General features: G+C 59.7%; 5 protein-coding genes. 2 read left to right on the forward strand and 3 right to left on the reverse strand.

Annotated elements, in window-relative coordinates; genetic code table 11:
- From AC52Q4_RS06070 to AC52Q4_RS06080, 3 genes are all read right to left on the reverse strand, one after another.
- A partial coding sequence (locus AC52Q4_RS06070) for a DUF1156 domain-containing protein (RefSeq protein WP_495535908.1) occupies positions 1 to 683 on the reverse strand: 683 nt, incomplete at its 3' end.
- A gap of 7 nt (positions 684 to 690) precedes the next feature.
- The gene (locus AC52Q4_RS06075; RefSeq protein ID WP_495535909.1) at positions 691 to 1311 is read right to left on the reverse strand and encodes an NYN domain-containing protein; all 621 of its coding nucleotides are present in this window, start codon (positions 1309 to 1311) and stop codon (positions 691 to 693) included.
- A 121-nt stretch (positions 1312 to 1432) separates the two neighbouring features.
- Positions 1433 to 5011 (reverse strand): helicase-related protein, encoded by a 3579-nt coding sequence (locus AC52Q4_RS06080; protein ID WP_495535910.1) that lies wholly within the window; start codon positions 5009 to 5011, stop codon positions 1433 to 1435.
- Positions 5012 to 5832: 821 nt separating this feature from the next.
- Here AC52Q4_RS06080 and AC52Q4_RS06085 point away from each other — a divergent pair.
- Both AC52Q4_RS06085 and AC52Q4_RS06090 read left to right on the forward strand, forming a co-directional pair.
- A complete protein-coding gene (locus AC52Q4_RS06085; protein WP_495535911.1) occupies positions 5833 to 6003 on the forward strand; it encodes a hypothetical protein in 171 nt (56 codons plus the stop codon).
- A 209-nt stretch (positions 6004 to 6212) separates the two neighbouring features.
- Complete coding sequence (locus AC52Q4_RS06090; RefSeq protein ID WP_495535912.1) at positions 6213 to 6470, forward strand: Arm DNA-binding domain-containing protein; 258 nt, start codon at positions 6213 to 6215, stop codon at positions 6468 to 6470.
- Positions 6471 to 6551: the final 81 nt, after the last annotated feature.

The raw sequence follows: 6551 nt of genomic DNA on the forward strand, positions 1-6551 counted from the left end.
GATTCCGGGTTCACCGGCGGCTGGCCGGCAAACTTCGGCGGGATCTCGATCATCGCCTTGTTGATCAGCACCGCCACCGGATTCAGATCGCTTGCATACGCCTCCAGCCCGAGCCGCTGCGCCTCCAGCGGCAGCGCGCCGCCACCGGCGAAGGGGTCGTGAAAACCGGGGAGCTTGTTGCGGTCGAACAGTTCCTTGGCCCGCGGATGATCGGCGTTCTCGGCGCATGCCCGCCGCCAGCTCTGCCAGATCTCGGCGCGCGCCTTCTCCAGTACCGCCTCGTTCGTGGTGTTCTCCCACAGCACCAAGTCCTCGATGATGGCGAACAAGCGGTCGCGCTCAATCTCGGCAATCACCTCCTCCAGCGTCGGCTCCGGCTCGGCAATGTCGTCATCCTCCGCGAGGGCCTGCTTCGCCGCGTGTTCCGTGAGGCGCTTTTTCAGCTCGCGCTCGGCAGCACGCTTCTTCTTCGCGTCCGAGAGCAGCACATCCACGTAGCCGGAGGGATCGTCGACCATCTGCGCGAAGATCACCGCGCGCGCCGCGGCCAGGGGTCGACGCGCCCACCACAAATGCAAGGTACTGGGATGGCCGTGGCGAATCGACTTTTCCCGGGCCGAAGCCTTGTTGATAGCATCGAGCGGCAGAGCAACTTCGATGAGCTTTTTGCGCAATTCTGTCATGTATTCCTCAGAGCCATTCCGGTGGACGCTGGAGCACAAACCCGTCTGCTTTCGTGACGCGTTCGGGAAACTGGCTGTCCTTGAATTTCTTACGGCCGATTCGGAAGGCCGCGGTTGCGGCCTTGCGTAGCTGCACCGAATTTCGGTCGGGCGGAAAGGCGACGATCACGCGCCTGTTCGGATAGCGCTGGCGGACCGCGTGGACCGGCGTGGTCAGATCGCTGTCGCCGGAAATGATGATGGCCGTGTCGAACCGATCATCCTGGGCGTCACCCAAGAGCTCCACCGCGATGTTGACATCGGTCATCTTCTCCTCGTGAGTGTCCCAGGTGGCGCCACAGTTGAAGCACTTCCGCTGCTTGGCGAGGTAATGTCCGTAGTGAATGTGGAGGTCGGGGAGCGTCTCCAGCGCTTCCAGGAACGTGGCCTGCCGTTTCGGCTTGTCCGGATTGCCAGGGCGTGCCGAGATTCGGGCGGTGAAGTAGCGGACCCCGACCAGCACTTGGTCCGCTTGCAGCAGGTTCTCGGAGAGACGCCACAGGTCGAGCCAGTAGTACCTCTTCCAACCCTTTGATTTTAGGCCGAAATAGAGATTGAATCCGTCCACGTAGACCATCACCCGCTGCATCGAGACCGCCCTTTGCTCTTGAGTTTCAGGGAGTTCGAGACTATATTCGGATTCGTAACCCCGCTGGCGATAGCATCGCCGGCCCGACGCCCCGCAAGGGGCGTTTCTTTTTTCACCTCCCTCACGATGGCCGCTCCGCGCGGGCTAATAACTCACCGAAGTCGTAGTTCACGCTGGTCACACCGAAATCCGGCTCCCGCTGAAAGGGCTCCCGGACGTAGTGGACCCGGTGCTCGCCGCCCTCGAGAAACTCCACGATCCCGAGGATATAGTCCTCAGGCTTATTGAGTGAATAGAGGATCTCGTTGCGGGTCACCGTGATTGTTGGCGCACCGCTCACCCTGCCCTTCACCTCGATAAACCGGAGCCGACCGGTGCCCGGCACCCGGCTCTCGATATCGTAACCCAGCTTCTCGAATTCGCGGTCGGTGGGGTCGAAGCCAAGCTGCCGCTCGACCTCCATGATGATCTCGCGTGCGCGCGCCGCTGCGGCTTGCGTATCCACTGTCGAGGCAGCAGGGGCGGTCGCTACGCCTTTGAATTCGTTCAACAGACCCTGTGGCACGACGAGTACGCCACCCAGCACCACGGGCGGCAAAGGCGAGATTTGCGCTTCGAGCTTCAGCTCTTCCAGGCGTTTCTGGAGTCTGGCCTGAAGGTTGTCGGCGCGCTTGCGCGCTTCGCCGGAATTGAGCCGAGCACCGGTCTTGCCAGCCTGCTCCTGGAGCTTGAGCTGCTCGGCGCGATGATCCCAGTAGGTGATTTCCTTGGTGAGGCGATCCTTGACCGCCGCTTCCGTCTTGGCGATCAGCGCCAGTTTCGCGTTTCGAACTTCCTGCAGGTGCTCCGGGACCACATTGGCCACCGCGTAGCCCTGTGCCTTCGATTCCGTGGTGCGATCGAGCCAGGCGCATTCCCGACGATCGAGAATCGATTCTAGGGGCGGATCGCTATCAGTCAGAGGACGGTAGTCCAGGTACGGCGCATATTGGACGTGGCGAGTCACCCCGTCTTCCTCGAGTTCTACATATAGCATCCGCCTGGAGATGACACGTCGATCGCCCGAGCGGGTGACGCTGGCATCCTGGATGGCATGATCGAGATAGAAGAGCACCCGCGGCTTGGTGCCCGTGTCCCGCGCATCGACCAGCAACGCACCGCGCTTCAGGAGGTCCCGGTGGCGTTCTAGTGTCAGGTCGATGACGCCGTCCAGCAACGGATGGCCAGGACAGACGAAGGCAGCGAGCGGCTGGCCTTGCGGCGCCACCAGAGACTTCTCGAAGGCAATACGCTCGTAGCGAGGCAGCACCGGTTCCCCGATACCGATCAGCCGGTCGCGGTTACGGACTGGGGCCGGCACGTGCGTGATCTCGTAGCGCCGTGGCTCGCGCTGCTTGGCCGCGCCGCCGAGGCGCTGGAATGCCTCGCGGAAGAACGACTCGATATAGTGCGGCTGAAGTCGGCGCGCTTCCGCGCGTTCCATGTCTTCCCGGATGCGCTGGACACGGCTCGCATCCATCGCGTCGTGCGCCAGGGCGCGCTCTTCGAGCAGGTCCTGCAGATGTCCTCGATCCAGCGCGTAATCGACGGCCGTGGTCAGGCGTGCTCGAACCTCGGGCTGCTCGCCGTAGCGGATCGCTTCAACCAGCAGATCGCGCAACGGCCGCCCTTCGAAGTGGAGTTTGCCGAGCACATCGAACACCTGGCCGCCCAGCGACTGGCGGGCCTGCTCGAGCTTCTCGAGGAGCTTGCGGTAGACATCGCCCTCCCTGGTTTCTTCCGCTACGAGATTCCACAAATGGCAGACCTCGGTTTGTCCGATGCGGTGGATGCGGCCAAAGCGCTGCTCCAAGCGATTCGGATTCCAGGGCAGGTCGTAGTTGACCATCAAGTGCGCACGCTGAAGGTTGATGCCCTCGCCGGCAGCGTCGGTGGCGAGCAGGACCTGGACCTCGGGATCGTGGCGGAACGCTTCCTGAGCCTTGAGTCGGTCTTCCCGGCCTATGCCGCCGTGGATCACGACGACGGACTCCACTTTTCCGAGTAAGGTCGTGATGCGGTTCTGGAGATAGTTGAGTGTGTCGCGATGCTCGGTGAAGATGACAAGCTTTTGTCGGGGGGATGATTTGGGCTTGGGGATCTCGCCTCCACCGTACGGGACATCCGGTTCGGCGATCTGACCCGCGAGACCGCCCGCGGTGAAGATCTCGCCGAGCAGGCTCGCGAGCTCTCGCCATTTCGTGTCGGCGCCGCTGCGCCGTACGCCAAGCGCCAGGCCTTCCAGGAATTTCAGGGTGTCGATCTCGGCCTTTAGCTCGGCTATGGAGCGCGCAGCAGTTGCCTGGTCGAGGATCTCCTCCTCGGCAGCCTCGACTTCGTTATCCGGTGCTTCATCGAGGTCTTCCACGTCCTCCGGATCCAGCTCGGGGCCGGTGGCCGCAAAGACGATCGCTGCCTGGCCACCCCGCTGCAATACTTCGAGCTCGCGCAACCGGCTTTCCAGTCGCTCACGCCTTCTGCGCAAGGACTGGTAGATGGCTTCGGGCGATGACGCCAGGCGGCGCTGCAGGATCGTCAATGCGAAGCCGACGGTACCGGCGCGCTTGTCGTTTTCGAGCGCCTCCGCGCGATTGAATTCCTCGCGAACGTAGTCGGTGACGGATTTGTAGAGGTGCGCCTCTTCTTCCGAGAGCTTGTACGGCACCGTGTAGGCGATACGCTCGGGAAACAGCGGCGTGCCGTCGAACTTCAGCAGGTTTTCCTTGACCATGCGGCGCATGAGGTCAGAAACATCGGCTACATGGACCCCGTCCCGGAACCTTCCTTCGAAGCGGTCGCCGTCCAGCAACGCCATGAAGAGCTGGAAGTCTTCTTCCTTGCCGTTGTGTGGGGTCGCGGTCATGAGGAGGAAATGCCGCGTGAGGGTCGACAGCAACTGGCCCAGCCGATAGCGCTTCGTGTACTTCACCTCGCCACCGAAAAAGGTGGCCGACATCTTGTGCGCTTCGTCGCAGACGACGAGATCCCATCGGCAGTCGGGAGCCTGCAACTTCAGCTGCACATCCTCGTTGCGAGAAAGCTTGTCGAGACGGGCGATCACCAGGTTCGCTTCGAGGAACCAGTTGCCGGTGCGCGCGGCCTCGAGCTTGTCGTTGGTCAGGATCTCGAACGGCAGCTGGAAGCGGCGATAGAGCTCGTCCTGCCATTGCTCGGCGAGACTGCCGGGACAAACCACCAGGCAGCGCTGCAGGTCGCCGCGTGCGATCAGCTCCTTGATGAGCAGCCCGGCCATGATGGTCTTGCCGGCGCCGGGATCGTCGGCAAGCAGGAAACGCAGAGGCTGGCGCGGCAGCATCGATTCGTAGACGGCGGTGATCTGGTGCGGCAGCGGGTCAACGACGGAGGTATGAACCGCGAGTACCGGGTCAAACAGGTGGGCGAGGCGGATGCGCCGCGCTTCGGAAACCAACCGGAAAAGCGCTCCATCGCCGTCGAAGCTCCAGGGCCGGCCGACCTCCACAATTTCGAGCCGGAGCTCGTCGTGGCGATAGAGCAGCTCGTTGGCGACTTTTCCGGTCGACGTCTTGTACGTTAGCTCCAGCGCCTCTGAGCCGAACCACTGTACGCTGACGACCGTGGCCAGTCCGTCCGAGAGGACGCCGCGCACGGCGGCATTGGTCTGGAGGTCTTCCAGCTTCATGTTATTCTTTATGAGAATCAGTAATTAAAACAATGCGATATGTATCAAAAAAGAAAAAGACGTGATTTTAGAAATGATTCAGCACCTATCCAGCGCCCTTCAACGAATTGAATCTATTCGACGCTTGCCAGTTATTGATTTTTACGCCCCTCCCTTTCCGGCCCTCAGGCAATCGAACTTATCCACAGTTTGACGATGGCCGGTATTATCTTGTCGGAGTACCATGATTGCATGGTACTCCGCACACAATTTGAGTCTTTTGTAGCTGGCGCAAGCGCGGAGTACCATTTGTGCTTTGCGCTAGCCACAAAGAACTCAAGCACTAAACACGCCTACCGTAGCGTGTTTTCTGTTTGCTCTTTTTCTACTGGTGGCTCTGCCTGACCGACAACCACGAGCTTTCTTGCGTCGCTTGCTTGGCTAGAGAAAGTTCCGTCATAGCGAAACTGAGACTACTGGGGCGCGTATCCCCTACTCGAATGGATGACAAGTAGCGAGCAGTCTCGAAGCAAGGGTCAGACCTCCGGCCGAACGGACAACGGGAATGACAAAGAGCAACACAACGAGATACGCCTTGATCATACAAGACGTACCCGACCCTTCATAGCGTGAAGGCGGGGAAAGTCATACCTTCCGACCTCGGGAGCAACAAGAATGACCGGCCTTTAGAAGCTAACTAAAACACAGATATTGAAATCAACGACGCGCGCAGCGGTCTAAAACGGATCAGCGAGCTTTTAGCGAATTATCAACCGGAAGAGTCGGCGCCAGTTTTTGAGAAGTACGTACAGCTCACGTCGAAGCTCATCAACAGGCCGTACATGCGGACTTTCAAGCTGGTCGAATACTGGCAGACCCACAAGATCATCCGCCGCTACAACGAGTGCACAAAGGACAAAACCGGGAACATCCGGGGCGACGTGCTGTGGTGGGACCTGCGGAAGCGTGACCGCGAGAAAGATGTGACCAGCGATCTTTCTACTTATCGCTGAGTATTTGATATTTATGGTGGCCAGGGACAGAATCGAACTGCCGACACGGGGATTTTCAGTTCTTTTTCCGGGGTTAACGCTGTTGAACTTATCGGAACAATAAATGTTTATTATCAGATAGTTAAATAGTTTTTGTGGTGCATTTTTGAACATACAGGTACCCTATTACGCCCGTGATTCGTGTGACCAGTTTGTGACCAGTTTGCACCATGAAGCTGACCGACCTTTCGATACGCAAGCTCAAGCTCCCCACCTCTGGGCGGAAGATCTTCTTTGACGACGCACTAGGCGGTTTCGGGGTTCGCGTGTCCCCGAGGCACAAGACGTTCGTCGTTCTTCACGGTACGGGTATGAACTGCCAGTACAGTACGATTGGTCGTTTCCCAGATTGGTCGTTGTCCGATGCCCGATCAGAGGCTAAAAAGTCGAGCCTGAATAATTTGGTTCAGGCGTCGCATGCCTTGTAGCGTTGGTCCGGGATCGCGGAAATGGCCGCGAGGAAGCGCGTGATTGTCAAGCGACCTCCAGTTTCGCGCACCCGTGAGAAG

This window comes from Nitrococcus sp., from assembly GCF_059432795.1.

What these genes read in the sequence shown, in the direction of transcription:
- AC52Q4_RS06080 (WP_495535910.1), bottom strand. Translation starts at nt 5,011, where the DNA reads ATGAAGCTGGAAGACCTCCAGACCAATGCCGCCGTGCGCGGCGTCCTC.
- AC52Q4_RS06075 (WP_495535909.1), bottom strand. Translation starts at nt 1,311, where the DNA reads ATGCAGCGGGTGATGGTCTACGTGGACGGATTCAATCTCTATTTCGGC.
- AC52Q4_RS06085 (WP_495535911.1), top strand. Translation starts at nt 5,833, where the DNA reads ATGCGGACTTTCAAGCTGGTCGAATACTGGCAGACCCACAAGATCATC.
- AC52Q4_RS06090 (WP_495535912.1), top strand. Translation starts at nt 6,213, where the DNA reads ATGAAGCTGACCGACCTTTCGATACGCAAGCTCAAGCTCCCCACCTCT.